This is a genomic window from Sphingomonas oligoaromativorans (assembly GCF_011762195.1).
In the GTDB taxonomy this organism is placed as follows: domain Bacteria; phylum Pseudomonadota; class Alphaproteobacteria; order Sphingomonadales; family Sphingomonadaceae; genus Solisphingomonas; species Solisphingomonas oligoaromativorans.
On the sequence record NZ_JAASQK010000009.1, the window covers coordinates 106,347 to 129,600 of the forward strand.

Here is a 23,254-nt window from a genome sequence, read left to right on the forward strand (position 1 = left end):
TCGCGCCGGGGATTAGAGAACGGCCGCCCTCGGGGCAAGGATTCTAGGCGGTGAGGATGCTCCGGGCCGCCGCGCAATCCGCCTCGATCTGGGCGGTGAGGGCGTCGAGGCTGTCGAACTTCGCCTCGGGGCGCAGAAAACGGACCAGCTCGACGGTCAGCTCCTGCTCGTAGAGGTCGCCCGAAAAGTCGAAGAAGTAAGGCTCCAGCAGCTCCTTGGGCGGATCGAACTGCGGCCGGATGCCGAGATTCGCCGCCCCGTTCAGAACGCGGCCGTCCTCCAGCCGCCCCCGCACCGCATAGACGCCATAAGCCGGGCGCAGATAGTCGCCGAGCGCGATGTTCGCGGTCGGGAAGCCGATGGCGCGGCCGAGCTTGTCGCCATGCTGGACCATGCCCCGGATCGCGAAGGGGCGGGTGAGCAGCCGCGTGGCCTCTTCCACCTCGCCGGCCTTGAGATGCTGGCGGATGCGGGTGGAGGAGGCGACCGCGCCGTCCGTCTCGACCGCGCGGACCGTCTCGGCGCGGATGCCGTGGCGCTGGCCCAGCAGCGCGAGATCGGCGGTGGTGCCGGCGCGGCCCTTGCCGAAGGTGAAATCCTCGCCCGTCACCACGCCCGCCGCGCCGATCCGCTGGTGCAGCCATTGGGCGACGAACTCCTCCGGGCTCACCGCCGCGAGCGCCCGGTCGAAGGGCAGCGCCAGCGCGGCGTCGGCGCCGAAGGCCTCGAACAGGTCCATCCGCTGGGGGATGGTGGTCAGCAGGAAGGGCGGGGCGTCCGGCCTGAACAGCCGCGCGGGATGCGGATCGAAGGTGGCGACCATCGCCGGCCGGCCCTCGGCGCGGGCGCGCTCGATGGCGCGGCCCACCACCGCCTGATGGCCGACATGGAAGCCGTCGAAATTGCCGAGCGCCACGATCGCGCCCCGCGCAAGGGCGGGAACCGGCTGATCCCCGGAGAGCCGTATCATGGCCGCGCGCTATAGCAGGTGGGCGCGCGATGCCAAGGGAAGCGCGCCGCTCAGCCGCGCACCAGCGTGACGAAGCTGTAGGCGGGGCGGTCACCTTCGGCCGCATGGTCCTCGCGGAACGTCTCGCGCCAGCCGCTGCCCAGATCGGGCATGTGGGTGTCGCCCTCCGGCCGGGCGTGGACTTCGGTCAGCTCGACGCGATGCGCCAGGGGCAGGAAGAGGCGGTATATCTCCGCGCCCCCGATCACCGCCACCACCGGCCCTCCGGCGAGCGCCAGCGCCGCCTCGACGCTGGTGGCGACCTCCGCGCCCTCGGCAGCCCACGCGGCGTCGCGGGTCAGCACGATATGGCGGCGGCCGACGAGCAGGTTCGGGAAGCTCTCGAACGTCTTGCGGCCCATCACCATCGGAAGCCCGCCGGTCATCGCCTTGAAGCGCCGGAGGTCGGCGGGCAGGCGCCAGGGCAGGCCGCCCTCCACCCCGATCACGCCATTGTCCGCGCGCGCCGCGAAGAAGACGATCTCGGCGCCGCTCATGCGGGAAGGGCCGTCGGGCGGGGAAGAGAGTGCATGATGCCGTCCTGAGATGCGCAAGCCTTGGCCCCTCCTAGAGAGGGACGGACGAGGGGCGCAAGCCGGACGGTGATTCTGCCGGCAGGACGATGAATCGTGCGGGAAAAACGATTCGCCGCACGGGTCGGGCGATCGGTCGACCGATTGTTTAGTCTCTCGGGATTATCGTTACACCCCGATCGCACGGGGAAGTTGGGGCGTTGTCGAACATGTTGAAACGGTCGAAGGTCGCGCTGTGTTCCATCGCGCTCGCGCTTTTCGCGATGCCGTCGGCGGCCGACGCGCAGCCCTCGGGCTTCTGGCAGTGCGCGCCCTTCGCCCGCATGTTCTCGGGCGTCCAGCTCTTCGGCGCGGCGGCGAGCTGGTGGAGCCAGGCCGTCGGCAAATATAGCCGCGGCGACACCCCCAAGGAGGGCGCGGTGCTGGTGTTCAAGGCGATCGGCTCGATGCGCTCGGGCCATGTCGCCACCGTGTCGCAGGTTCTCTCCGACCGCATGATAAAGGTGACGCACGCCAACTGGTCCTCGCGCGGGCAGGTCGAGCATGACGTGCTGGTGATGGACACCTCGGCCAAGAACGACTGGAGCCAGGTGCGCGTGTGGTTCAAGAGTCTCCACGATCTCGGCACCCACAGCTATCCGGTCTACGGCTTCATCTATGGCAAGAAGGCCAGCGACGCGGTGAAGGCCGATGCCGCCCGGCAGGACGATTCCGGGCAGGACGACAGCCCGAGGAGCTGATCCCCGTTCCCGCCGGGGGACGAGGCGGGTTCTTCACCGCTTGCTTACGGCTGATCGGCTAAGCCAGCCTGCGCCGATGGGGCTCGAGGGGTGAGGATGCAGCACGAACAGCAGCAGAGCGACGCAAGGCCGCGTTCGGCGGTGTCGACGGGGGTCGGCCTTGTCGGGCTGGCGGGGCTGGCGGCCTTCTATGGCGCGGTGCGGCTGTGGGCGCTGGATTCGCCGTGGGTGCCGCTCGCCGGGCTCGCCGCCTGCGCGCTGCCGATGCTGCTCTGGTCGCTGCTGGTCGACCGGGTGCATCGCAACCCCTCGACCGGGATCGACTGGTCGGCGCCGCCGCGCCCGTGGCAGGATGCCGCCGATACCGGCCTGGTGAAACTCGCCGGGCTCTGGGCGACCTGGGGGCTGATCGCCGGCTTCTACGCGCTCGGCCGCTGGTATTGGTCGGGCGATTATCTCTACGCGATGGACGTGCTCAGGATGGCGCTGCTGCCGCTGCTCCTGCTGTCGATTCCCTATGTGATCTGGCTCGACCGCCGGCTGGTCGAGCCGCGCGACGGGGCGTGGGCGTTCGGCACCTGGCTGCTCACCGCCGGGCGCGGCGCCGATGCGGCGCTCCGCCGGAAGATCGCGGAGCATATGCGGAGCTGGGCGATCAAGGGCTTCTTCACCGCCTTCATGCTCTCGGCGCTGCGCGGCAACTGGGCGGCGGCGACCGGGGTGAGCCCGGCCGCCATGGCCGCCGATCCGGTGGCGCTGGCTGATGGGCTGGTGGCGCTGATGTTCCTGATCGACGTCAGCATGGGCACGGTCGGCTATCTCTTCACGATGCGGCCGCTCGATTCGCACATCCGTTCGGGCAACCCCTTCGTGGCGGGGTGGACGGCGGCGCTGATCTGCTATCCGCCCTTCATCTTGATGAACGCGGGCGGCCCGCTCGATTATCAGCAGCATCAGCTCGGCTGGGCGCGGGCGCTGTCGGATCATCCGCTGCTCCAGCCGCTCTGGGCCTTCGCGCTGGTCGGGCTGACCGCCGCTTATGCCTGGGCGACGGTGGCGTTCGGCCTGCGCTTCTCCAACCTCACCCATCGCGGCATCCTGACCCATGGGCCGTACCGCTTCACCAAGCATCCGGCCTATGTGTCGAAGAATCTGTTCTGGTGGATGGCGACGCTGCCGATGCTGACCACCAGCGGGGACTGGCGCGACGGCCTGCGCAATTCCTGCCTGCTGGCGGTCATCAGCGGCGTCTATTTCTGGCGCGCCAAGACCGAGGAGCGGCACCTGATGCCCGATCCCGCCTATCGCGCCTATGCCGGCTGGATGGCCCGCCACGGTCCTCTGGCGAAGGCGTGGGCGGCGGTGCGGCCGGCGCACCCGAAGACGGTGCAGCCGGCCGAATAGTTCCGTCGTCATCCTGACGAACGTCAGGGTCCAGGGCCTCGGGCGGTGCCGCTTGCGACTCTGGATCCCGGATCAGGTCCGGGGCGACGGGAAGATCAGAACGCCATCTCGTCATAGATGCGGCCGATATCGCCGCCCCATGCGCCGTTGTAGCGATCGAGCAGCACTTCCGCCGGCGTCTTGCCGCTGGCGACGATCTCGCGCAGCGGGGCGAGATAGCCCGTCTCGTCGTCGCCCGCCGCGTTGAGGCGCCGGCGCGCGGAGAGGCCGCCATGCGCGATATCGAGCACGCGCGCCGCCAGCTCGCGGAAAGACCGCCCGCGCGGCCCTCTGGTGGCGAGCGCCAGCGTCGGCACCTGCTCGCGGATGCGGTGATGATCCTCGACGGTCCAGTGCTTCACCTCGTCCCACGCCGCGTCGAGCGCCTGATCGTCGTAGAGCAGGCCGACCCAGAAGGCCGGCAGCGCGCAGATTCGGCTCCACGGGCCGCCGTCGGCGCCGCGCATCTCCAGGAAGCTCTTGAGCCGCACCTCGGGGAAGGCGGTGGAGAGATGGTCGTTCCAGTCCGAACGGCTCGGCTTCTCGCCCGGCAGCACCGGCAGCTCGCCCTTCAGGAAATCGCGGAAGGAAAGCCCGGCGGCGTCGATATATTTCCCCTCGCGATAGGCGAAGTACATCGGCACATCGAGCATGTAATCGGCATAGCGCTCATATCCGAAGCCATCCTCGAACACGAAGGGCAGCATCCCCGTGCGCTGCGGATCGGTGTCGGTCCAGATGTGCGAGCGATAGGAAAGGAAGCCGTTGGGCTTGCTCTCGGTGAAGGGCGAATTGGCGAACAGCGCGGTGGCGAGCGGTTGCAGCGCCAGCGACACGCGGAACTTCTTCACCATGTCCGCCTCGCTCGCATAATCGAGGTTGGTCTGGATGGTGCAGGTGCGCAGCATCATGTCGAGCCCGAGCGAGCCGACGCGCGGCATGTGCCGCAGCATGATCGCATAGCGGCCCTTGGGCATGATCGGCAGCTCTTCGCGGGTCTTGTCCGGCCAGAAGCCCATGCCGAGGAAGCCGAGGCCGAGCTTCTCGCCGACTTCCTTCACCTGCCGCAGGTGGCGGCCGGTCTCGGCGCAGGTTTCGTGCAGATTGTCGAGCGGTGCACCCGACAGCTCGAACTGGCCGGCGGGCTCGAGGCTGATCGCCCCGTCGCTGCCGGAGAGTGCGATCACCTTGCCGCCCTCGATCACCGGCTCCCAGCCATAGGCGGTGAGTTCGCCCAGCAGATCGCGGATGCCGCCCGGCTCCTCATAGGAGGGCGCGCGGTGATCGGCGGTGCGGTAGACGAATTTCTCGTGCTCGGTGCCGATGCGCCAGCGGTCCTTGGGCTTTTCACCCTTCGCGAAGATGGCGAGGAGGTCGTCGCGCGACTCGATGATCGGGTCGGCTTCGGCGGTGGCGGTGCGGGTCGACATGCCCCGCGCCCTAGCGGTTACCGATCGGTATGAAAAGAGGCGGTCAGCGCCAGTCGCCCGCGTGGGCCATCCAGATCGAGACGGAGGCGAGCGCCGCCGTCTCCGCGCGCAGGATGCGGGGGCCGAGCGAAATGCCGCGCGCTTGGCGGAGCGCGCGGATGGCCTCGCGCTCCGCCGGGTCGAAGCCGCCCTCGGGGCCGACCAGGATGGCGGCGGGGCCGGGCTCGGGGCGGAAGGGTTCGCCGCCGGTCTCGTCCGCGAACCAGAGCGTGCGGTCGGCGGGCCAGTCCCTGAGGAGTTGCGCCAGCTTCACCGGCTCGTCGAGTGCCGGGAGCGCGGTGCGGCCGCATTGCTCGGCCGCCTCGATCATGTGGGCGCGCAGGCGATCGAGGTTGAGCTTGTCGACCACGCTGCGCCGGGTGAGCACGGGCAGGAAGCGCCCGACGCCCAGCTCGCAGGCTTTCTCGGCCATCCAGTCGACCCGCTGCCGCTTGATCGGTGCGGCGATCAGCCAGAGATCGGGCACCGGCTCGCGCGGGGCGAGATGGCGGACCATGCGCAGGCGGGCGTCGCGCTTGCCGGCCGAGGAGATTTCGGCGGCCCATTCGCCGGTGCGATCGTCGAAACAGCGCACCGCATCGCCCGCCTTCAGCCGCATGACGTTGAGGAGGTAATTGCCCTGCGCGTTGTCGAGGGCGACGTCCGCGCCCTCGGAAAGCGGTTGGTCGACGAACAGGCGGGGCGCGCTCTCGGGCGGCCAGGCGGGCGTGGCGGGCATGAGCGAGGCTTAGGCGGAGGTGCAGGGGGCGTTCAAGGGGGCGGTTGTTGGTTTTGAAGCGGCCCTTAACCCCCTCCCTGAAAGGGAGGGGGTGGGGGTGGGTTCGCCCGAGGCGGGCTTCGACGGTAGACAGGATTGCATCGGCCACGCCATCGGGATGGGCGCGTATGTCGCTGTTCCAAAAACGCAGGACTTGCCAGCCGAGGCTTTCGAGAAACGTGGTCCGGGCCACGTCATAAGCAACAGCATCGAGATGTTGGCTGCCATCAAGCTCCACCACGATCCTTGCGGCCCGACAGGCGAAGTCGACGATAGTACCACCAACGGGCAACTGGCGCGTGAAGCGCGGGTGGGCATAGCGAAGCCGCTTCCAGAGCAGGCGTTCCTCCTCCGTTGCACTCCTGCGCAAGGCGCGCGCTTTCGAAGTCATGTCAGGGGCGATGCGAGGCATATCCTCATGCTGCCGTCGCGTCATACGGAGGGCAACCCACCCCCGCCCCCTCCCTTCCAAGGAGGGGAGATGTACTCGCAACGGGGCGTTAGCCGCCACTCCCTCTCCCGTCATCCCAGCGGAAGCTGGGATCTCTCCCGATATGCGCGGCGCTCGTCACCCGAGATGCCGGTTTTCGCTGGCATGACGATCACAAGATAATCCGCAAATAATGCAGCGAAACCTGTCCCCCCTTCCAATGTAGGATTTCGCCTGACACGGTGGCCCGGTCGCATCACGGACGCGGTTCTTCCTCGGTGCCGATATCCGGGATGGCGATGCGTGATTTTCCCGTCACTCGTATCAACTTTGTCAGCTCCGACCCTCGGAGCAAGCCCCGCGAACCGGTGGCGGCCGGCGTCCGCCCACGCTAGGGAGCAGCCGTGACCAGCGAACCTCTCTCCGTCCCCGATACCGAAACCCGCGGCCTGCTCGCACTGTTGCCGCCGGCCGCGCGGCCTTATGCGATGCTGGCCCGTTTCGATCGACCGATCGGGGCGTGGCTGCTGTTCTGGCCGGGTGCTTGGGCGCTCGCGCTCGCCGGCGGGGCGAACGGCCGGACGGCGGCGCTGATGTTGCTGTTCGCCATCGGGGCGATCGCGATGCGCGGCGCGGGCTGCGTCTATAACGACATCGTCGACCGCGACCTCGACGCCCGTGTCGCCCGCACGCGCGGGCGGCCGCTGCCGAGCGGTCAGGTGACGCTCAGGGGCGCGTGGGCCTTCCTGATCGGGCTCTGCCTCGTCGGGCTCGCGGTGCTGGTGGCGCTGGACTGGGCGGCGCGCGGAATAGCGGTGGCGAGCCTCGCGCTGGTCGCCTGCTATCCCTTCATGAAGCGCATCACCTGGTGGCCGCAGGCGTGGCTGGGGCTGGTCTTCTCCTGGGCGGCGCTGGTCGGCTGGGCGGCGGTGACGGGCGGGCTCTCCATGCCGGGGCTGCTGCTCTATGCGGGCGGCATTCCGTGGGTCGTCGGCTACGACACCATCTATGCGTTGCAGGACATCGAGGACGATGTGCTGGCCGGCGTCAAATCCTCCGCGCGGGCGATGGGCGCGTATGTCCGGCCGGGCGTGTCGGCGCTCTATGTCGTGGCGGTGGCGCTGTGGGGTGCGGCGCTGTGGAGCGTCCGGCCCGATCCGCTCGTGCTGGTGGCGCTGATCCCCGCGGCCCTGCATCTGGCGTGGCAGGTGGCGACGCTCGACCCGGCCTCGGCGACGGGCTCGCTCGACCGGTTCCGCGCCAACCGCACGACGGGCTTTCTCGTTTTCGCCGCCGCTCTGGTGGTCGGAAGTGCTGCCCGCCTTTGACGGGAGGGCTCCGGCTACCTAAGTGCCGGTCATGCTCACCGTCGCCGAAGCCCAGTCCCGCGTCCACGATCTCGTAGCCTCCGCCAAGCGGGCCGGCGCCGATGCGGCGGACGCCCTCTATGTCTGCAACGAATCGACCGCCGTCTCGGTGCGGCTCGGCGCGCTGGAGGATGTCGAGCGCTCGGAGGGCGAGACGATCGGGCTGAGGCTGTTCGTCGGGCGGCGATCGGCCAGCGTCTCCTCGTCGGATCTCTCGTCCCACGCGCTCGACACGCTGGTGGAGCGCGCCGTCGCCATGGCCCGCGAGGCGCCCGAGGACGCCTATGCCGGCCTCGCCCCCGAGGACCGGCTGGCAAGCGGCCCCGGCCCGGATGTCGACGGCGACGATGGGGCGGAAGTCTCCCCGCAGGCCCTGCGCGCCCGCGCGGAGCAGGCCGAGGAAGCGGCACGCGCCGTCGCCGGCGTCACCAACAGCGAAGGCGCCTCGGCCAGCGCCGGGCGCACCATCATCGCGCTCGCCACCAGTCACGGCTTCGCCGGCGGCTATGCGACCAGCGGCCATGGCTGCTCGGCCAGCGTCATCGCGGGCGAGGGCGCGTCGATGCAGCGCGACTACGCCTATCGCTCGTCCCGCCATCTCGCCGACCTGGAAGGCTCCGAGGCCATCGGCCGCCGGGCCGGCGAACGCGCGGTGGCGCGGCTCGATCCGGTGAAGATCGGGTCGGGCACGATGCCGATCCTGTTCGATCCGCGCGTCGGCTCGTCGATGCTGGGGCATCTGGCGGGCGCGATCACCGGCTCCTCGATCGCGCGGCGGACGAGCTTCCTGCTCGACGCGCTGGAGACCGAGGTGTTCGCCAGGGGCATCTCGATCATCGACGATCCGCATCGGGTGCGCGGGCTCGGCTCCAAGCCCTTCGACGGCGAGGGGCTGCCCACCGCGCGGCGCGTGCTGATCGAAGATGGCGTGCTGACCGGCTGGCTGCTCGATTCGGCCTCTGCGCGGCAATTGGGCCTTCAGCCCACCGGCAACGCCCAGCGCGGCATCGGCGGGCCTCCGGGCGCCGGCACGACCAACTTCTACATGGCGCCGGGTGCGCTGTCCCCGGCCGAGCTGATGGCCGACGTCAAGCGCGGTCTCTACGTCACCGAGCTGATCGGCCATGGCGTGAACGGCGTCACCGGCGACTATTCGCGCGGCGCGGCGGGCTTCCTGATCGAGGACGGCAAGATCGGCCCGGCGGTGGCGGAGATCACCATCGCGGGCAATCTCAAAGAGATGTTCCGCGCCATCGTGCCCGCCGACGACCTCAAGTTCGAACGCGCCATGGACGTGCCGACGCTTCGCATCGACGGGATGACGGTCGCCGGTGCCTGACGCGGCGCTTCTCGCGCGGGTGGCGGAGGCGGCCGCAGAGGCCGGTGCGCTGGCGCTCGCCTGCGCGGACAAGCGGGTCAGGCGATGGGAGAAGGCCGGCGGCGAGCCGGTGTGCCAGGTCGATCTCGATGTCGACCGGCTGCTCAAACAGCGCCTGATGGAGATCGACCCGGAGGCCGGCTGGCTCTCCGAGGAGAGCGTCGACGACAAGACGCGGCTCGCGGCCGAGCGGGTATGGGTGGTCGATCCGATCGACGGCACGCGCGACTATCTGCGCGGGCGGCCCGGCTGGGCGGTGTCGGTGGCCTTGGTCGAGCATGGCCGGCCGGTGCTGGCGGTGCTGGAAGCCCCCGCGCGGGGCGAGCGCTGGACGGCGATCGCGGGCGGAAGCGCCCGGCTGAACGGCGAGGCGATCCGGGTGACGCCCCGTGATGTGCTCGCCGGCGCGCGCGTCCCCGCCGATCAGCTTCCCCGGCGCGACAACGATCTGGTGCCGGTCCACAAGCCCAACTCCATCGCGCTGCGCATGGCGCTGGTGGCGGCGGGTGAGGCCGATCTGGTCGCGACGATGCGCTGGGGGCATGAGTGGGATATCGCCGCCGCCGCGCTGATCGCCGCCGAAGCCGGCGCGCGGGTGAGCGATGCGCTGGGCGCGCCGCTGGCCTTCAACACGGTCGATGCCGAGACGTTCGGCATCCTGGTGACAGCGCCCGGCATCCATGCCGCGGCGGTCGAGCGTCTGTCCGGCTATGCCGCGATCGCGGAGCGTCTGGCGGCGCGCTAGGATTTTCGGAAACACCGCCCAAATCCGAACAACTCGTTAAGATTTGCAGGCGTAGGGCGAAAGGCATGACCGACCTAGGCCCGATCACGCGCAGGCTGTTCCAGTCGGAGTCGCTGGAAAAGCTGCTGGCGGATTCGGGCGCCCGCGATCCCGTGACGCTGGCCGCGCAACTCCGGGCCGCGATCGATGCGCAGTCGAGCCACGACCGGCAGCAGGTACTGAGTCATGCGCGGGAAGCCTATCGCGAGGGCTTCCTCTCCGGCCGCAGCATCCCGCGCATCGTGCCGTTCAGCATGAGCCTGTGGCGAGCCTCGCGCGTCTTCAACCAGCTCCGCGCGCGCCAGCAGCCGGCCGACGATGCGGTGGCATCGCGCTACGCCAAATATCAGGAGTTCTGATCGCCGGGCCGACGCAGGCGCAGGCCCGGCGGGCAGGATCAGATGGAGCGGCGCTCCAGCGCGTGCGCGCCTTCGTCGACGAGGCTCTGGAGGATGTCGGCGAGCGGCTCCTCCTTCGTCACCATGCCGACCGACTGGCCCGCCATCACCGAGCCATGCTCGACATCGCCGTCGATCACCGCACGGCGCAGGGCGCCCGCCCAGTAATGCTCGATCTGGAGCTGGGCCTCCATCATCTCGACCTTGCCCTCGTCGAGGAGCTGGGCGACCTCGCGCTGCTTGGCGGTGAAAAGCTCGCCCGCCGCATTCTTGAGCGCGCGCACCGGGATCACCGGCAGGCGCGGATCGATCTGCACCGAGGCGATCGCGTCGCGGGCCGAGGCGCGGATGAAGGCCTTCTTGAAGTTCGGGTGGGCGATGCACTCGGTCGCGCAGACGAAGCGGGTGCCGAGCTGCACGCCGGCCGCGCCCATCTCCAGATAGCCCGCCATCGCCTCGCCACGGCCGATGCCGCCGGCCACGAACACCGGCACCTGCGCCGAGACCTCGGGCAGGATCTCCTGTGCGAGCACGCTGGTCGAGACGGGGCCGATATGGCCGCCGGCCTCCATGCCCTCGACGACGATCGCGTCCACGCCCGAGCGGATCAGCTTCTTCGCCAGCGCCAGCGCGGGGGCGAAGCAGATCAGCTTGGCGCCGGACTGCTTGATCCGGTCGATCGAGCCCGCAGGCGGCAGCCCGCCCGCCAGCACGACATGGCCGACATTGTGCTTCGCGCACACGTCGATCAGCTCGGAGAGCTTGGGGTGCATGGTGATGAGGTTGACGCCGAACGGCTTGGTCGTCAGCGCTTTGGTGGCGGCGATCTCGGCATCCAGCAGCTCGGGCGTCATCGCGCCGCAGGCGATCACGCCGAAGCCGCCGGCGTTGCTCATCGCGGCGACGAGGTGGCGCTCGGACACCCACGACATGGCGCCCGCCATGATCGCGACCTTGCTGCCGAGGAACTCGACGCCCCGCGCCATCAGGCGGGCGAGGCGGTCATGGCCGATGCTGTCGGCGGACGGGCGGGTCAGTGTGTCAATGCTGGTCATCTGCGCCCCCATAGAAGAAACGGGCGTTCAGCCCAAGTCTCTCTGTTTCACGGGGCTTTTGGCCGCCACCCCGCCGGTGGACGAGGCGGCGGCGGATCGGGTCAGGCCGCGTCTTCGGCGTCCAGCCCATAAGCGGTGTGCAGCACGCGCACCGCGAGTTCGGTATAGTCCTCGTGGATCAGCACCGAGACCTTGATCTCCGAGGTGGTGATGGCGAGGATGTTGATGCCGCGTTCGGCCAGCGCCTGGAACATCGTCGCGGCGACGCCGGCATGGCTGCGCATCCCCACGCCCACCACCGAGATCTTGCACACCTGGGTGTCGGGGATCAGCTTCGCATAGCCGATCTCCTGCTGCGCCTTCTCCAGCACGTCGAGCGAGCGGGCCAGCTCGGCGCCCGGCACGGTGAAGGTGACGTCGGTCGATCCCGTGCCGTGCGCGACGTTCTGCACGATCATGTCGACGTTGATGCTCGCTTCGGCCAGCGGGTTGAAGATCGTCGCCACCGCGCCGGGCCGATCGGGCACGGCGGTCAGGGTGATCTTCGCCTCGTTGCGGTCATAGGCGATGCCGGTGATGTGCTGCTGTTCCACGTTGTTTTCTCCGATCTCGTCCTCGCTCACCACGAAGGTTCCGGGGGTGGGCTCCGCATCCGGGTCTCCGAAGGAGGAGAGCACCTGGACGCGCACCTTCTCCTTCATGGCGAGGCCCACCGAGCGGGTCTGGAGCACCTTGGCGCCGACCGACGCCAGTTCCAGCATTTCCTCGTAGGTGATCTTCTCGATCTTGCGCGCCTTGGGCACGATGCGCGGGTCCGTCGTGTAGACGCCGTCGACATCGGTGTAGATGTCGCAGCGATCGGCCTTCATCGCGGCCGCCACCGCCACCGCCGACGTATCCGAGCCGCCGCGGCCGAGCGTGGTGACGCGGCCGCCCTCGGTCTGCCCCTGGAAGCCGGGGATGACCGCGACCTCACCCTTGGCAAGGCTGGCGTTGAGCGCCTCGGTGTCGATCGTGCCGATGCGGGCGGAGGCGTGCGCGTCCGAGGTGCGGATCGGCAACTGCCAGCCGAGCCAGCTCCGCGCCGGAACCCCGATCGCCTGCAACGCGATCGCCAGCAGGCCCGACGTCACCTGCTCGCCGGAGGCGACGACGACGTCATATTCCTTGGGATCGTAGAGCGGCGACGCCTCGCGGCAGAAATTGACGAGGCGATCGGTCTCGCCCGACATCGCCGAGACGACGACGGCGACCTGATTGCCCTTGGCCCACTCGCGTTTGACCTGCCGCGCCACGTTCCGAATACGCTCGATGCCCGCCATGGACGTGCCACCAAACTTCATCACGATACGGTCTGCGGGAGGGGACATGCGGGTGCTCGATTATTGCGGCAGAAATCGCCTGTGGGAAAGAAAACGCCGCCCTGATAGGGGGAGCCCATGACCGATGCAACCCAACAGAACAGCACAATCGACCCCGCCGAAGCCGCCCATTTCGGCAAGCTCGCCGCCGAGTGGTGGAACCCGAAAGGGTCGTCCGCGATGCTGCACCGGCTGAACCCGGTGCGGCTGGGCTTCGTGCGCGCCATGATCGACCGGCATTTCGGTACGCCGCACAATGAGCGGCGGCCGCTCGCGGGCGGGCGCGCGCTGGATGTCGGCTGCGGTGCGGGGCTGCTGACGGAGCCGCTGGCGCGGATGGGCGCGGCGGCGACCGGCCTCGACGCGGCCGCCGAGAACATCGCGGCGGCACGCCTCCATGCCGAGGGGCAGGGGCTGGCGATCGACTATCGCCATGGCAGCGTCGAGCTGCTGGGGGCGGAGGATCGCTTCGATCTGGTCTGCTCGATGGAGGTGATCGAGCATGTCACCGATCCGGCGGCGTTCGTGGCGGGCCTTGGCCGCGCGCTGGCGCCGGGCGGGCTGATGCTGCTCTCGACGCCCAATCGCACTGCCTTGTCGAAGCTCGCGCTCATCACGGTGGGCGAGGGGCTGGGGCAGATCCCCAGGGGCACGCACGACTGGCAGAAATTCCTGAAGCCCGACGAACTCGGGCATCTGCTCGAGGACGCCGGGCTTCAGGTGATCGAGACGCGCGGGCTGTCGTTCGATCCGATGAAGGGCTTCACCCTCTCGGACGACATCCGCATGGACTATCTGCTGGCGGCGGTGGCCGCCTGAGCCACGTGTCAGGCGGCGCGGTAACGCTCCGCCACGTCGCGCTTGGAGAGGTTCGGCCCCATCGCGGCGCGGGCCTCGTTGAGCGCGTCATACTGGCCTTCGTCGGGCAGCGGCGGGATCGTCACCGTCTCGCCCCGGTCGAAGCCGACCAGCGCCGCGTCGACCAGATCGTCCGCGCTCATCACCATCTCGGGCGGGAAGGCATCGACATCCTTGCCCGAACGCTCCCAGATCTCGGTGCGGGTGGCGCCGGGCAGCACGGCCTGCACATAGAGGCCCTTGTCCTTCCACTGCGCGGCCGAGCCGATGCTGAGGTTCAGCAGGAAGGCCTTGGTGCCGCTGTAGATGGCGTCGAACATCTCCGGCGCGAAGGCGAGCGCCGAGGCGATGTTGATGACCGCGCCCTTGCCGCGCGCCACGAAAGCCTTGCCGGCCGCCGCCTGAAGCAGCGTCGGCGCGGTGATGTTGAGCGCGAGGAGCTGCCTGATCTTCTCCGGGCCGTTCTCGAGCAGGCTGCCGTTCAACGACATGCCGGCATTGTTGACCAGCAGCGTGATCGCCGCATCGCCGGCCAGCCGCTCCGAGATCGCGGTGAGGTCCGCGTCGGCGGTGAGGTCCGCGCGCAGCACCTCCACCGTCACGCCCGTTTCCGCACGAAGGCGCCCGGCGAGCGTCTCCATACGCGCGGCGTCGCGCGCCACGAGGATGAGGTTGTAGCCGCGCCTGGCCAGACGGTCCGCATAGACCGCGCCGATGCCGGTGGAAGCGCCGGTGATGAGAGCGGTGCCGAGGGGGGTGCTCATGATCGTATGTCCTTCTTCGACTCGGGTTGAACGAGTAACTTGCATTTTGATAGTTATGTCGCTATCACAATGCAATGGACGCTGAGAAATTTTCCGAGGGGCCTTGCCCCGTCGCCCGCGCGCTGCTTCGGGTGGGTGATGCATGGAGCATGATGATCCTGCGCGACGCCGGTTATGGTGCCACGCGCTTCGATCAGTTCCGGCAGAGCCTGGGGATCGCGCCGAACATCCTCACGCGCCGTCTAGCGGCGCTCACCGAGGCGGGGCTGCTCGAGAAAAGCCGCTACAGCGAGCGGCCGCCGCGCGACGAATATGTGCTGACGCCGAAGGGGCGGGATTTCCTGCCCGTGCTGGCGGCGATCGGCGCATGGGGGCGCGAGCATTTCGGCGAGGGCGGCACCAGCCGCTTCGTCGATGCCGAGACGGGCGCCCCGGTCGAGCCGGTGGTGGTGGACCGTGCGACGGGGCGTCCGCTCGGTGAGATCCGCATCCGCCTGGTGATGCCCGACGAACGCTGAGGCCCGCCGGGAAGAGTCAGGCCGCTTCGGCCTCGGCTTCGGGATCGACCGTCGGCGCGAGCAGGCGTCCGGCGGCGCCCCGCACGATCAGCAGCACCACGCCGCCGCCCGCGACCAGCGCCGCGTGCATCCCCCAGAAGGCAAAGCCCGACATGGTGCCGAGCAGGCTGGCGAGCTTGGCGACGATCAGGCCCGCGACGAAGAGGTTGATGTAATAGACCGCCATCAGAGTCGCCGCGATCGCCTTGGGCGCGACGCGCGAATAGAGGGCGAGGCCGACCGGGAAGATGTTGGCGAAGCCGATATCGTTGAGGATGTGGAAGGCGAGGCCCCATGCGAGGCTGACCTTCTCGCCCGTCACCGCTTCGTGCAGCGAGGCGAGCGCCAGTGTCAGCGGCCCCAGCGCGGCGATGAAGGCGCCGATGGTGAGCTTGGTGATCTCGTCCGGCTCGGTGAAGCGCGTGCCCCACCAGCGCCAGAAGATCACCGATCCCGCCATGGTGACGGTCGACACGATGGCGTCGAGCGAGATCAGGAAGGTCGACGGCATCGACCAGCCGAAGAAGCTCAACTGGTAATGCTGGTCGCCCCACAGCTCATAGGCCGCGAAGAGCTGCTGGTTGCCGATCGCGGTCAGCGACAGTACCGGCACGAGCAGGGCGAGCACCAGCACGCGCATCCCCTCGCCCGCCGCGAGCTTCGGTCGCTTCTCGACGATGCCGCCCTTATGCCTGGGGGCAGGCTCGGCGGGCAGCCAGCGGCGGCCCGAGAGATAGACGCCAAGGCCGATCAGCATCCCCACGCCGGCGGCGCCGAAGCCGAAATGCCACGCCACCCTCTGGCCGAGGAAGCCGCAGACGATCGGCGCGGCGATCACGGCGATCTGGATGCCGATCATGAAGATCTGGAAGGCGTCCGCGCGGCGCAGGTCGCCCGGCGCGTAGAGGTCGCCCACCTGCGCCGCGATATTGCCCTTGAAGAAGCCGACGCCGACCAGGAGGCAGGCGAGCGCCAGCAGGAAGGTCTGGTCGAAGGCCATGAAGAAATGGCCGAACGACATGGTCACGGCGCCGAAGATCACGGCGCGGGTGCGCCCGATCCAGCGGTCCGCGACGGCGCCGCCGACCAGCGGCGTGAGATAGACGAGGCCGCCATACAGCCCCGCGATCGCGCCGCCCATGGTGAGCGGGGTCAGCGGCCCGAACAGCCCTTCGAGCATGTGGCGGAAGGGCGGGAAGCCCCAGATATGTTCGATATGGCCGGGCTGGAAGAGCTGCTTCGCGCCATAGAGCGCGAGCAGAGTCGCCATGCCGTAATAGGAGAAACGCTCCCACGCCTCGGCGAAGGACAGATAGCCCAGCCCTCGCGGATGACCGAGAAAGGCCCGGTCGGACTGGTAGGTGAGCGCTGGTTCCGCGCCCTCGGCCGTGGTGGCGTTCATTCCAGGAAATCAACCTTGTCGTAATGCGCGGGCGGGCCGATCACTTCCATCCGCTCCGACAGCATCGGGCGGAAGCTCGGCCGGCTCTTGAGGCCGGAATACCATTGTTTGGTCTGCTCGTGACCACGCCAGTCGATCCCGCCCAGATAGTCGGCGACCGAGAGATGCGCGGCGGCCGCCAGATCGGCGAGGCTCAGCACCGGGCCGCCCAGCCAGCGGCGATGGTCGAGCAGCCAGTCGATATAGTCGAGATGGTTGTTGGCGTTCTTCATCGCCTCGCGCAGCGCCTTGGCGTCGGGCGACGTGCGGTGGACGAGGCGCTTCAGCATCCGCTCCGACATCAGCGGGCCGACCACTTCCCCGTAAAGGCGCTCGTCGAACCAGGCGACGAGGCGGCGAATCTCCGCGCGTGCGGCCGCATCGCCGCCGAGCATCGGCGCCTTGTCGATCGTTTCCTCGAAATATTCGCAGATCGCGTTGGAGTCGCAGAGCGTCACCTGGCCCTGCACCATCACCGGCGTCTGCCCGGCGGGGTTGAGGTCGATGAACTCGTCGCGCTTCAGCCAGGGCGATTCGCGGACCAGCTCATAGCCCACGCCCTTCTCGCCCAGCATCAGGCGGACCTTGCGGGAAAAGGGGCAGAGCGGGAATTGGAAGAGATGCCACATGATGCCCCTGCCTAGACGGCAGGCGGGGCAGGGAAAAGATGGGATTCACCATCTCGTCCCCACGATGTGACGATCCGGGTCCGTCCGTGGCGAAACGGACCCGGATATGCAGGCTTACTCCGCCGCCACCGCCGCCGCCTCGTCGGAGAGCGGATGGGGCAGGCGCGTCAGCATCTCCTTGGGGCAGACCTGCCAGATGCGACCGCGCATATGCTCCCAGTCGGCGAGCACGGTGTGCGCCCACTTGCTGTCGGTGCGCCGCGCATGTTCCTCGATCAGGCCTTTGGCGACGCCCTCCCAATGGGCGGACGCGATGCGCTGCCAGACGATGCTGTCGGGATTGGCGTGGTGCTCGAACGAGGCCTCCTCGTCGAGGATGAAGGCCATGCCGCCCGTCATGCCGGCCCCGAAATTCTCGCCGACCGAGCCGAGGATCACCGCGACACCGCCCGTCATATATTCGCAGCCATTGGCGCCGCAGCCCTCGACGACGACATTCGCGCCCGAGTTGCGGACCGCGAAGCGCTCGCCGGCCTGCCCCGCCGCATAGAGCGCGCCCGAGGTCGCGCCATAGAGGACGGTGTTGCCGATGATCGCGTTGCGGCGGCTGTCGAGCGGGGAGGAGACGGTCGGGCGCACCGCGATGATGCCGCCGGACAGGCCCTTGCCGACATAGTCGTTGGCATCGCCGAACACTTCGAGCGTCACGCCCTTGCACAGGAACGCGCCGAGCGACTGCCCCGCCGAGCCACGCAGGCGGACATGGACATGCCCGTCCGCCAGATGGCTCATGCCGAACTTGGCGGTGATCTCGGAGGAGAAGCGCGTCCCGACGGCGCGGTGGGTGTTCCGCACCGAGTAGGTCAGCTGCATCTTCTCGCCGCGCTCGAACACGGCCTTGGCGTCGCGCAACATCTGCGCGTCGAGGCTGTCGGGCACTTCGTTGCGGTTGCCCTCGATCGAGAAGCGGCGCTGGTCGTCGGGCGCGTCCACCTTGGCGAGGATCGGGTTCAGGTCGAGATCGTCGAGATGCTCGGCGCCGCGGCTGACCTGACGGAGCAACTCGGTGCGGCCGATGATCTCGTCGAGCGAGCGCACACCCAAACGGGCGAGGATTTCGCGCACCTCCTCGGCGATGAAGGTCATCAGGTTGATGACCTTCTCCGGCGTGCCGACGAACTTCTGCCTGAGCTTCTCGTCCTGCGTGCAGACGCCGACCGGGCAGGTGTTCGAATGGCACTGGCGCACCATGATGCAGCCCATCGCCACCAGCGACAGCGTGCCGATGCCGAACTCTTCCGCGCCGAGGATGGCGGCGATCACGATGTCGCGCCCGGTCTTGAGCCCGCCGTCGGTGCGCAGCTTCACGCGATGCCGAAGCCCGTTGAGCGTCAGCACCTGATTGGTCTCGGTGAGGCCCATCTCCCACGGCGTGCCGGCATATTTCACCGACGTCTGCGGGCTGGCGCCCGTGCCGCCGACATGGCCGGCGACGAGGATGACGTCGGCATGGGCCTTGGCGACGCCCGCCGCGACCGTGCCGATGCCCGCCGAGGAGACCAGCTTCACGCACACCTTGGCGCGCGGATTGATCTGCTTGAGGTCATAGATGAGCTGCGCCAGATCCTCGATCGAATAGATGTCGTGGTGCGGCGGCGGCGAGATCAGGGTCACGCCCGGCGTCGAGTGACGGAGCTTGGCGATGAACTCGGTGACCTTGAAGCCGGGGAGCTGGCCGCCCTCGCCGGGCTTGGCGCCCTGCGCGACCTTGATCTCCAGCTCCTCGGCGGCACCGAGATATTCCGCCGTCACGCCGAAGCGGCCCGAGGCGACCTGCTTGATGACCGAGTTGGCGTTGTCGCCATTCTCGTAGGGCGTGTAGCGCGACTTGTCCTCGCCGCCCTCGCCCGAGACGGCCTTGGCGCCGATCCGGTTCATGGCGATGGCGAGTGTCTCGTGCGCCTCGGGAGAGAGCGCGCCCAAGGACATGCCCGGCGTCACGAAGCGCTTGCGGATTTCGGTGATCGCCTCGACCTCGTCGATGTTGATCGCCTCGCGCGCCCAGTTGAACTCCAGCAGATCGCGCAGATAGACCGGCGGCAGATCCCGCACCCCGCGCGAGAATTGCAGATAGGTGGAATAGCTGTCGGTCGACACCGACGTCTGCAACAGGTGCATCAGCGTGGCGGAATAGGCGTGCGTCTCGCCGCCCGCGCGCTGGCGGTAGAAGCCGCCGATCGGCAGCGTCGCCACCGCCGCGTCCCACGCCTTCTCATGACGCAGCAGCGCGGAGAGCTGGAGCGAGGCATAGCCCTCGCCCGAGATCTTCGCCGGCATACCGGGGAAGAGATCGTTGCAGAGCGAGCGCGACAGGCCCACCGCCTCGAAATTATAGCCGCCGCGATAGGAGGAGATCACCGCGATCCCCATCTTGGCCATGATCTTCAAGAGGCCGTCGTCGATCGCCTTGCGGTGGCGCTTGAGGCATTCCTCGAGGCTCAGTTCCCCGAACAGGCCACGGGCCTGACGGTCGGCGATGGCGGCTTCGGCCAGATAGGCGTTCACCGTCGTCGCGCCGACGCCGATCAGCACCGCGAAATAATGCGTGTCGAGGCACTCGGCCGAGCGCACGTTGATCGACGCATAGGAGCGCAGGCCCCGGCGGACGAGATGCGTATGCACCGCCGCCGCCGCCAGCACCATGGCGATGCCGGCCTTGTCCGAGCCGACATGCTCGTCCGTCAGGAACAGTTCGGAGCGGCCCTCGCGCACCGCCTTCTCGGCCTGGCGGCGGATTTCGGCGATGGCGTTGCGGAGCGCGTCCGGCCCGCCTTCCGGGTCGAAGGTGCAGTCGATCTCCGCCGCGCTCGCACCGAAATGGGCCTTGAGCGTCGCCCAGTCGGTCGAGGTCAGCACCGGCGAGGGGAGGACCAGCACGTTCGACTGGACCGGCCCGGTGTCGAGGATGTTCGCCAGATTGCCGAAGCGCGTCGACAGGCTCATCACCCGCGTTTCGCGCAGGGAATCGATCGGCGGGTTGGTCACCTGCGAGAAGTTCTGGCGGAAGAACTGGCTGATGATGCGCGGCTTGTCGGAGATGACCGCCAGCGGCGTGTCGTCGCCCATCGATCCGATCGCCTCCTTGGCGTCGGTCACCATGGGGCTGAGGATCAGCTCCATGTCCTCCATGGTCTGGCCGGCCGCGACCTGGCGGCGGACCAGCTCGGCGCGCTCGAAGCGGACGCCATGCTCGCCCTCCGGCACCGGCAGGTCGGAGAGCTCGCGGAAATCCTTCACATAGTCGCCGAACGGGTGCTCGGCGGCGAGGCGGTCCTTGAGGTCGGTGTCGCCGAACAGCTTGCCCTCGTCGAGATCGACCGCGATCATCTCGCCCGGCCCGATCCGGCCCTTGGCGACAATCGTGCTCTCCGGCACGACGACCATGCCCGTCTCCGAGCCGACGATCAGCAGATTGTCGGCGGTCAGCGTGGTGCGAAGCGGGCGCAGCGCGCTGCGGTCGACGCCGGCGACGACCCAGCGCCCGTCGGTCATGGCGAGTGCGGCGGGGCCGTCCCACGGCTCCATCACCGAGGCGTAATAGGCATACATGTCGCGATGCGCGTCCGGCATGTCGGCGGCGCCCTGCCACGCCTCGGGGACGAGCATCAGCTTCGCGGTCGGCGCGTCGCGCCCGGCGCGGCAGACCGCCTCGAACACGGCGTCGAGCGCGGCGGTGTCGGAGGCGCCCGCCGGGATCAGCGGCTTGATGTCCTCGCTATGCTCCCCGAAGGCGATCGCGGCCATCTTGATCTCATGGCTCTTCATCCAGTTCTTGTTGCCGCGAACCGTGTTGATCTCGCCATTGTGCGCCAGCGTGCGGAAGGGCTGGGCCAGCCACCATTGCGGGAATGTGTTCGTCGAATAGCGCTGGTGGAAGATCGCGAAGCGGCTGACGAAGCGCTCGTCCAAGAGGTCGGGATAGAAAGCCGACAGCTCCTCGGCGAGGAACAGCCCCTTGTAGATGATCGACCGGCACGACAGCGAGCAGATGTAGAAGCCCTGGATCTGGGCCTCGATCACCTTGCGCTCGATCCGGCGGCGGATGAGGTAGAGATTCTTCTCGAACTCGGCCGCGTCCACGCTGCCCGGCTGCGGGCCTTGTATCATGATCTGCTCGATCTCGGGGCGCGTCTGCATCGCCTTGTCGCCGATCACCGAGACGTCGACGGGCACCTGACGCCAGCCATAGATGGTGTAGCCGAAATCGATGATCTCGGATTCGACGATCGTGCGGCAGGTCTCCTGCGCGGAGAGATCGGTACGCGGCAGGAAGACCATGCCGACGCCGAGGCGGCCGGGGCCGGGCTTGTGGCCGCCATTCTCGATCGCATCGTCGAAGAAGCGGACGGGCAGCTCGACATGGATGCCCGCGCCGTCGCCGGTCTTGCCGTCGGCATCGACGGCGCCGCGGTGCCACACCGCCTTCAGCGCGTCGATCGCGGCCGAGACGACGCGGCGCGAGGGCAGGCCGTCGGTGGCGGCGACGAGGCCGACGCCGCAGGCATCGCCCTCATATTCGGGGCGGTACATGCCTTCGTTGGCGAGGCGTTCATGTTCGGGGGTCGGGAAGTGGGCCATTGCCTCGCTCCGCTGTTCGTTCGTTTCGGTCATCACGCGGCCACCGTCTGGGGCTGCGCCTTGGCGGCCTTCGCCTTGTCCTTGAGCCAGGCGTGCATCCGCTCGGACACGTCGCGGCCGTCGCGCACGCCCCACACCACGAGGCTCGCGCCGCGCACGATGTCGCCGGCGGCGAACACGCCGGGCAGCGAAGTCTGCATCGTCTTGTGATCGATGCGCAGCGTCCCCCAGCGGGTGACGGAAAGCTCCGGTGCGCCGAACATCTGGGGCAGATCCTCGGGATCGAAGCCGAGCGCCTGGATCACGAGATCGGCTTCCAGATGGAAGTCGCTGCCCGGATCGGGCTCCGGCGCGCGGCGGCCGGAGGCGTCGGGCGCGCCGAGGCGCATCTTCGCGGCATGGACGCCGGTGATCGCCTCCGCGCCGTCGAACGCCTTGGGGGCGGAGAGCCAGACGAACTCGACGCCCTCCTCCTCGGCATTGGCGACCTCGCGCTGCGAGCCCGGCATGTTGGCGCGGTCGCGGCGATAGAGGCACTTCACGGACTTCGCACCCTGCCGCACGGCGGTGCGCACGCAGTCCATGGCGGTGTCGCCGCCGCCGACCACGACGACATGCTTGCCCTCGGCGTTGAGCGAGCCATCGTCCCACGCAGGCACGGCATCGCCGAAGCTCTTGCGGTTGGACGCGATCAGATAGTCGAGTGCCTTCACCACGCCCGGCGAGCCGACGCCCGGCGCCTTGATCGCGCGCGCCTTGTAGACGCCGGTGGCGACCAGCAGCGCGTCGTGGCGCTCGCGGAGCTGGGCCAGCGTCGCGTCGCGGCCGACCTCGAAGCTCAGGTGGAAATGGATGCCCGAGGCGCGCAGGCGCTCGATGCGACGGGTGACGACCTCCTTCTCCAGCTTGAAGCCGGGGATGCCGTAGACGAGCAGGCCGCCGGCGCGGTCGTGCCGGTCGTAGACATGCACGTCATAGCCGTGGCCGCGCAGATACTCCGCGGCCGTCAGCCCCGCCGGCCCCGCGCCGATGATGCCGACCGACTGGTCCGAGCGGTCGCGCGTCGGGGTGACGGGCTCGACCCAGCCTTCCTTCCAGGCGGTATCGGTGATGAACTTCTCGATCGAGCCGATGGTGACGGCGCCGTGGCCGGAGAACTCGATGACGCAATTGCCCTCGCACAGGCGATCCTGCGGGCAGATGCGGCCGCAGATCTCCGGCATGGTCGAGGTGGAGGCGGAAAGCTCATAGGCCTCGCGCAGGCGCCCCTCGGCGGTCAGGCGCAGCCAGTCCGGGATGTGGTTGTGGAGCGGGCAGTGCGTCGAGCAATAGGGCACGCCGCATTGCGAGCAGCGGCTGGCCTGCTCCTCGGCCTTCTGCGCGAGATAGATGCGGGTGATCTCGGCGAAATCCTCGGCGCGAATCTCGGCCGCACGCTTCTCGGGGTAGGCCTGCCCCACGCCCACGAACGTCTGCATTGAATTCTTCGCCATCGCGCCCTCCAGTCGAGGACGCGAAAGCATAGATGAAAGGGCGAGTCACGAAAGGAATCGCTGATAGGTAAAATATACTGACCTATTAATGAGGCGAATTTCTGCCTTTCCGCGACCGAAGGGATTTTA

The 23,254-nt window shown here is 68.6% G+C and carries 19 protein-coding genes and 1 pseudogene; 8 read left to right on the forward strand and 12 right to left on the reverse strand.

The genetic code is table 11. The annotated features are described in order from the left end of the window. Positions 1-43: 43 nt before the first annotated feature. Both FHS98_RS16285 and FHS98_RS16290 read right to left on the reverse strand, forming a co-directional pair. Complete coding sequence (locus FHS98_RS16285) at positions 44-970, reverse strand: bifunctional riboflavin kinase/FAD synthetase (RefSeq protein WP_167107567.1); 927 nt, start codon at positions 968-970, stop codon at positions 44-46. A gap of 50 nt (positions 971-1,020) precedes the next feature. After that, positions 1,021-1,506 carry a dihydrofolate reductase gene (locus FHS98_RS16290; RefSeq protein ID WP_167107570.1) on the reverse strand — a complete coding sequence of 162 codons (486 nt, stop codon included), beginning with the start codon at positions 1,504-1,506 and terminating at the stop codon, positions 1,021-1,023. A 245-nt stretch (positions 1,507-1,751) separates the two neighbouring features. On the opposite strand from FHS98_RS16290, the gene FHS98_RS16295 reads away from it, so the two are divergent. Continuing rightward, complete coding sequence (locus FHS98_RS16295) at positions 1,752-2,282, forward strand: CHAP domain-containing protein (RefSeq protein ID WP_167107573.1); 531 nt, start codon at positions 1,752-1,754, stop codon at positions 2,280-2,282. A 96-nt stretch (positions 2,283-2,378) separates the two neighbouring features. Continuing rightward, entirely contained in the window at positions 2,379-3,686 is a 1,308-nt protein-coding gene (locus tag FHS98_RS16300; protein WP_167107576.1) for a methyltransferase family protein, read from the forward strand. A 95-nt stretch (positions 3,687-3,781) separates the two neighbouring features. Here the strand turns inward: FHS98_RS16300 and FHS98_RS16305 are convergent, their stop codons facing one another. From FHS98_RS16305 to FHS98_RS16315, 3 genes and pseudogenes are all read right to left on the reverse strand, one after another. After that, a complete protein-coding gene (locus FHS98_RS16305) occupies positions 3,782-5,155 on the reverse strand; it encodes a glutamate--cysteine ligase (RefSeq protein WP_167107580.1) in 1,374 nt (457 codons plus the stop codon). A gap of 43 nt (positions 5,156-5,198) precedes the next feature. Further along, positions 5,199-5,933: a 16S rRNA (uracil(1498)-N(3))-methyltransferase gene (locus FHS98_RS16310; protein ID WP_167107583.1), complete on the reverse strand. Its 735-nt coding sequence runs from the start codon at positions 5,931-5,933 to the stop codon at positions 5,199-5,201. Positions 5,934-6,066: 133 nt separating this feature from the next. Beyond that, a pseudogene (locus tag FHS98_RS16315) lies at positions 6,067-6,498 on the reverse strand (endonuclease domain-containing protein); the annotation flags it as partial. 308 nt (positions 6,499-6,806) lie between these two features. Between FHS98_RS16315 and ubiA the strand changes: the two are divergent. The 4 genes from ubiA to FHS98_RS16335 all read left to right on the forward strand — a co-directional run bounded on the left by ubiA (position 6,807) and on the right by FHS98_RS16335 (position 10,290). Next, a complete protein-coding gene (gene ubiA / locus FHS98_RS16320) occupies positions 6,807-7,730 on the forward strand; it encodes a 4-hydroxybenzoate octaprenyltransferase (protein WP_167107586.1) in 924 nt (307 codons plus the stop codon). Between the two features lie 31 nt (positions 7,731-7,761). After that, positions 7,762-9,108 (forward strand): TldD/PmbA family protein, encoded by a 1,347-nt coding sequence (locus FHS98_RS16325; protein WP_167107589.1) that lies wholly within the window; start codon positions 7,762-7,764, stop codon positions 9,106-9,108. Beyond that, positions 9,101-9,892: an inositol monophosphatase family protein gene (locus tag FHS98_RS16330; RefSeq protein ID WP_167107592.1), complete on the forward strand. Its 792-nt coding sequence runs from the start codon at positions 9,101-9,103 to the stop codon at positions 9,890-9,892. The genes FHS98_RS16325 and FHS98_RS16330 overlap by 8 nt, the downstream gene beginning before the upstream one ends. Before the next feature lie 65 nt (positions 9,893-9,957). Then, a complete protein-coding gene (locus tag FHS98_RS16335) occupies positions 9,958-10,290 on the forward strand; it encodes a hypothetical protein (protein WP_167107595.1) in 333 nt (110 codons plus the stop codon). A 38-nt stretch (positions 10,291-10,328) separates the two neighbouring features. On the opposite strand, the gene FHS98_RS16340 is transcribed toward FHS98_RS16335, so the two are convergent. Together FHS98_RS16340 and FHS98_RS16345 are read right to left on the reverse strand one after the other, a co-directional pair. Continuing rightward, positions 10,329-11,384, reverse strand: coding sequence for an NAD(P)H-dependent flavin oxidoreductase (locus FHS98_RS16340; RefSeq protein WP_243848071.1), 1,056 nt, complete (start codon positions 11,382-11,384; stop codon positions 10,329-10,331). 101 nt (positions 11,385-11,485) lie between these two features. Next, entirely contained in the window at positions 11,486-12,727 is a 1,242-nt protein-coding gene (locus tag FHS98_RS16345; RefSeq protein ID WP_243848077.1) for an aspartate kinase, read from the reverse strand. A gap of 96 nt (positions 12,728-12,823) precedes the next feature. Between FHS98_RS16345 and ubiG the strand changes: the two genes are divergently transcribed. Next, positions 12,824-13,564, forward strand: a complete 741-nt coding sequence (gene ubiG / locus FHS98_RS16350) for a bifunctional 2-polyprenyl-6-hydroxyphenol methylase/3-demethylubiquinol 3-O-methyltransferase UbiG (protein ID WP_167107601.1) — start codon at positions 12,824-12,826, stop codon at positions 13,562-13,564. Between the two features lie 8 nt (positions 13,565-13,572). Here ubiG and FHS98_RS16355 read toward each other — a convergent pair whose 3' ends face one another. Then, a complete protein-coding gene (locus FHS98_RS16355; protein WP_167107604.1) occupies positions 13,573-14,367 on the reverse strand; it encodes an SDR family NAD(P)-dependent oxidoreductase in 795 nt (264 codons plus the stop codon). Between the two features lie 74 nt (positions 14,368-14,441). Here FHS98_RS16355 and FHS98_RS16360 point away from each other — a divergent pair, with 74 nt between their 5' ends. Beyond that, the gene (locus FHS98_RS16360) at positions 14,442-14,885 is read left to right on the forward strand and encodes a winged helix-turn-helix transcriptional regulator (RefSeq protein WP_167107607.1); all 444 of its coding nucleotides are present in this window, start codon (positions 14,442-14,444) and stop codon (positions 14,883-14,885) included. 16 nt (positions 14,886-14,901) lie between these two features. Here the strand turns inward: FHS98_RS16360 and FHS98_RS16365 are convergent, their stop codons facing one another. From FHS98_RS16365 to FHS98_RS16380, 4 genes are all read right to left on the reverse strand, one after another. Then, positions 14,902-16,326, reverse strand: coding sequence for a peptide MFS transporter (locus FHS98_RS16365; RefSeq protein ID WP_167107610.1), 1,425 nt, complete (start codon positions 16,324-16,326; stop codon positions 14,902-14,904). Then, entirely contained in the window at positions 16,323-16,994 is a 672-nt protein-coding gene (locus tag FHS98_RS16370; RefSeq protein WP_167107613.1) for a glutathione S-transferase family protein, read from the reverse strand. Before FHS98_RS16370 ends, FHS98_RS16365 begins: the two co-directional genes overlap by 4 nt. 114 nt (positions 16,995-17,108) lie before the next feature. Beyond that, positions 17,109-21,665 carry a glutamate synthase large subunit gene (gene gltB, locus FHS98_RS16375; RefSeq protein WP_425057355.1) on the reverse strand — a complete coding sequence of 1,519 codons (4,557 nt, stop codon included), beginning with the start codon at positions 21,663-21,665 and terminating at the stop codon, positions 17,109-17,111. Then, entirely contained in the window at positions 21,665-23,125 is a 1,461-nt protein-coding gene (locus tag FHS98_RS16380) for an NAD(P)-dependent oxidoreductase (protein WP_167107616.1), read from the reverse strand. Before FHS98_RS16380 ends, gltB begins: the two co-directional genes overlap by 1 nt. Positions 23,126-23,254: the final 129 nt, after the last annotated feature.

Bases quoted from the DNA above. Each gene is read 5' to 3' on its own strand.
- FHS98_RS16285 (WP_167107567.1), bottom strand. From the start codon at position 970: ATGATACGGCTCTCCGGGGATCAGCCGGTTCCCGCCCTTGCGCGGGGC.
- FHS98_RS16290 (WP_167107570.1), bottom strand. From the start codon at position 1,506: ATGAGCGGCGCCGAGATCGTCTTCTTCGCGGCGCGCGCGGACAATGGC.
- FHS98_RS16295 (WP_167107573.1), top strand. From the start codon at position 1,752: ATGTTGAAACGGTCGAAGGTCGCGCTGTGTTCCATCGCGCTCGCGCTT.
- FHS98_RS16300 (WP_167107576.1), top strand. From the start codon at position 2,379: ATGCAGCACGAACAGCAGCAGAGCGACGCAAGGCCGCGTTCGGCGGTG.
- FHS98_RS16305 (WP_167107580.1), bottom strand. From the start codon at position 5,155: ATGTCGACCCGCACCGCCACCGCCGAAGCCGACCCGATCATCGAGTCG.
- FHS98_RS16310 (WP_167107583.1), bottom strand. From the start codon at position 5,933: ATGCCCGCCACGCCCGCCTGGCCGCCCGAGAGCGCGCCCCGCCTGTTC.
- FHS98_RS16325 (WP_167107589.1), top strand. From the start codon at position 7,762: ATGCTCACCGTCGCCGAAGCCCAGTCCCGCGTCCACGATCTCGTAGCC.
- FHS98_RS16335 (WP_167107595.1), top strand. From the start codon at position 9,958: ATGACCGACCTAGGCCCGATCACGCGCAGGCTGTTCCAGTCGGAGTCG.
- FHS98_RS16340 (WP_243848071.1), bottom strand. From the start codon at position 11,384: ATGACCAGCATTGACACACTGACCCGCCCGTCCGCCGACAGCATCGGC.
- FHS98_RS16345 (WP_243848077.1), bottom strand. From the start codon at position 12,727: ATGAAGTTTGGTGGCACGTCCATGGCGGGCATCGAGCGTATTCGGAAC.
- ubiG (WP_167107601.1), top strand. From the start codon at position 12,824: ATGACCGATGCAACCCAACAGAACAGCACAATCGACCCCGCCGAAGCC.
- FHS98_RS16355 (WP_167107604.1), bottom strand. From the start codon at position 14,367: ATGAGCACCCCCCTCGGCACCGCTCTCATCACCGGCGCTTCCACCGGC.
- FHS98_RS16360 (WP_167107607.1), top strand. From the start codon at position 14,442: ATGGACGCTGAGAAATTTTCCGAGGGGCCTTGCCCCGTCGCCCGCGCG.
- FHS98_RS16365 (WP_167107610.1), bottom strand. From the start codon at position 16,326: ATGAACGCCACCACGGCCGAGGGCGCGGAACCAGCGCTCACCTACCAG.
- FHS98_RS16370 (WP_167107613.1), bottom strand. From the start codon at position 16,994: ATGTGGCATCTCTTCCAATTCCCGCTCTGCCCCTTTTCCCGCAAGGTC.
- gltB (WP_425057355.1), bottom strand. From the start codon at position 21,665: ATGACCGAAACGAACGAACAGCGGAGCGAGGCAATGGCCCACTTCCCG.
- FHS98_RS16380 (WP_167107616.1), bottom strand. From the start codon at position 23,125: ATGGCGAAGAATTCAATGCAGACGTTCGTGGGCGTGGGGCAGGCCTAC.